The organism is Arthrospira sp. PCC 8006, assembly GCF_046480465.1.
GTDB lineage: Bacteria > Cyanobacteriota > Cyanobacteriia > Cyanobacteriales > Microcoleaceae > Limnospira > Limnospira platensis.
Map to the genome: position 1 here is coordinate 1 of NZ_PKGG01000390.1, position 2,494 is coordinate 2,494.

Annotated in this window: 2 protein-coding genes and 2 pseudogenes; 3 read left to right on the forward strand and 1 reads right to left on the reverse strand. The window is 44.4% G+C overall.

Annotated elements, in window-relative coordinates; all coding sequences use genetic code 11:
* Positions 1-275: 275 nt before the first annotated feature.
* Both B9T16_RS27770 and B9T16_RS27775 read left to right on the forward strand, forming a co-directional pair.
* Positions 276-1,466: pseudogene (locus B9T16_RS27770) on the forward strand (group II intron reverse transcriptase).
* A gap of 78 nt (positions 1,467-1,544) precedes the next feature.
* Positions 1,545-1,670: pseudogene (locus tag B9T16_RS27775) on the forward strand (ribulose bisphosphate carboxylase small subunit); the annotation flags it as partial.
* A gap of 85 nt (positions 1,671-1,755) precedes the next feature.
* Here the strand turns inward: B9T16_RS27775 and B9T16_RS27780 are convergent.
* On the reverse strand, positions 1,756-2,211 hold the full coding sequence (locus B9T16_RS27780; protein ID WP_071941193.1) for a polynucleotide adenylyltransferase: 456 nt from the start codon (positions 2,209-2,211) through the stop codon (positions 1,756-1,758).
* A gap of 74 nt (positions 2,212-2,285) precedes the next feature.
* On the opposite strand from B9T16_RS27780, the gene B9T16_RS27785 reads away from it, so the two are divergent.
* On the forward strand, positions 2,286-2,494 hold a 209-nt coding region (locus B9T16_RS27785; protein ID WP_410246297.1), incomplete at its 3' end, for an IS630 transposase-related protein.

Consider the following 2,494-nt stretch of genomic DNA (forward strand, 5'->3'; position numbering starts at 1 on the left):
TAATGCCTAATTGTAATGGTTAGGATATGCCCACTAGTCACGGTGTGGATATAGAGACCGCGACAACTAAGAGTGTTATGACGAAAACGAGTTAATGACTACGTGTGTATATAGCTCCGAAAGTTGAGGTCATAAAGCAGGGGGTCGTAGCCCTGTTCCCACTGACAAAGGGGTATCCACATCAGGAGCCGTATGAGATGAAAGTCTCAAGTACGGTTTTGAAGTGGAGTTGGGGAAGGTGACTTCCCTTTCGACCATAACGAAATGCTCTTACCGTGAACCATGATTAYCTACTGTCCAAAATTCATTSTCCAAGCWGCCTRAAAAGAGACYTGAAACAATGGCTCAAAGCAGGCGTGCTAGATAACGGTGTATTCGAGGATACAGAAGCAGGGACACCACAAGGAGGGGTAATAAGTCCATTACTAGCCAACATCGCACTGTTGGGAATGGAAAGGCTAGTTAAAGAAATGTATCCTAATAAAGGGACGACCACACAGGTTAACCTGATAAGATACGCTGATGATTTTGTGGTCATCTCAAAAGACCTAGGAATCATTGAACAGTGCAAAACTGCTATTTCTGAATGGTTAAAACCTGTATGATTAGAAATAAAACCTGAAAAGACTCGAATCTGCCACACGCTCAAATCTATTGAGTATGATGGTAAAACAGAGGAACCAGGGTTCGACTTTCTAGGATTCAATATCAGGCAACATCCGGTAGGAAAATATAAATCTGGGAAAACAGGCGGGGCAGCAAGCCGATTAATCTGACATCAAACCCACATCAAACCCAGCAACAAAGCAGTTAAAGCCCACATAGAAGTGATAAAAGGTGAAGTTAAAAAACACAAAACTGCACCTCAATCAGCCCTGATTAGCAAACTAAACCCAATCATTCGGGGATGGTCAAACTATTATTCAGCGGTAGTCTCAAAAGAGACCTTTGTTAAGCTAGACAACATAGTCTGGCTAATGTTACGGGCATGGACAGTATCAAGATGCGGAAAGGCAAATCACGAAAAACTGAGCAAATACTTTAAACCGGGGACGGTGAAACTCAGTAATGGGAAAGAAAGACAAGAAACTTGGATGTTCCAAACCAAAGATAGGTTACATCTATATAAACACAACTGGACTCCGATTGTCAGACATACCCTAATACGCCCTGACGCAACACCATACGACGGAAATTGGATTTACTGGGCAACCAGGAAAGGACAAGCAATTGGAACGCCAATTAGGGTAACCAAACTACTCAAAAAGCAAAAAGGTAGATGTACATGGTGTGGACAGTATTTCGCACCATCAGATTTAGTAGAAGTAGACCACATTATACCTCGAAGTCTAGGCGGAAAGGATGAATACAAAAACCTTCAACTATTACATCGCCACACCCGCGATGATAAGACGGCACTTGACAATGCCAAAGCTGTGTCCCTAACAATGGAACAATCAGACTAGGAGCCGTGTGAGGTGAAAGTCTCAAGCACGGTTTTGAATGGGAGGGAATGGAGGCGACTCCATTCTCGACCCCTAATTATCCCAGAGGCGATCGCTTCTGTGGAAAATTGCCTAAGTCAACACCCAAAGGACTATGTGCGACTGTTAGGCATTGACCCCAAACAGCGGCGGCGTGTGGTGGAAACCATCATTCAGCGTCCCTAAAATCATAAAAGTAGGGGTGAAATGTCCGCCGGGACACACCCCTAATTAAAGCCTTAGAAGTCACAATAACAGCTACAACCCCTAGTTAGGGTAGGTTCAATTCAAGCATTTTCTGGGATGCGATCGCTATGGCATCTTCACGGGTGGATATTTGACCCTCAGCCTTAGCAATTTGTATCTCTTGGAGTAGATCCCCTAATAAGGGACTGGGAGAGAGTCCCAATTTTGCCATTAAGAGTTTCCCGCTAATGACGGGTTGGGGGTGAGCGATCGCATCATCGGGATTCAGATAATGGTTAATTAGGGTAGTAAACTCCTGTAGGGATGCTCCGGCGGCTATGGACAGGACTACTAAGGCGGGGAAAAATTCCCCCACATTAGCAAATAGAAAATATTGTTGGCGTATGGATAGATCGGCTATGGGGGTGGGTTGTAATTGCTGAAAGGTTCGCAGCAAAACCAGAACTCCCCGGATCTCAACTCGGCTATATTTGAGGGTAATTAACTCGGCTTCGGCTTGGCCTATATCCTCACTGGTCATAGTAGTATGTATAGCACCAGACAGGAAAGTTAGGACGTATAATGGATAGGACGAGATGACTAAGAAGACCAAAAATGCCAGCCCCCTATAGTTACGACCTCAGACAAAAAGTTATTGATGCAATTGAACTAGACGGTATGCCCAAAACAGAAGCCAGTCAAGTTTTCCATGTCAGCCGGAACACCATTAATCTCTGGCTGCAAAGAAAAGCACAGACCGGAGACTTCCTCCCTAAACCTAATCACCGATCTGGCAATAACCACAAAATTACAGACTGGAATAA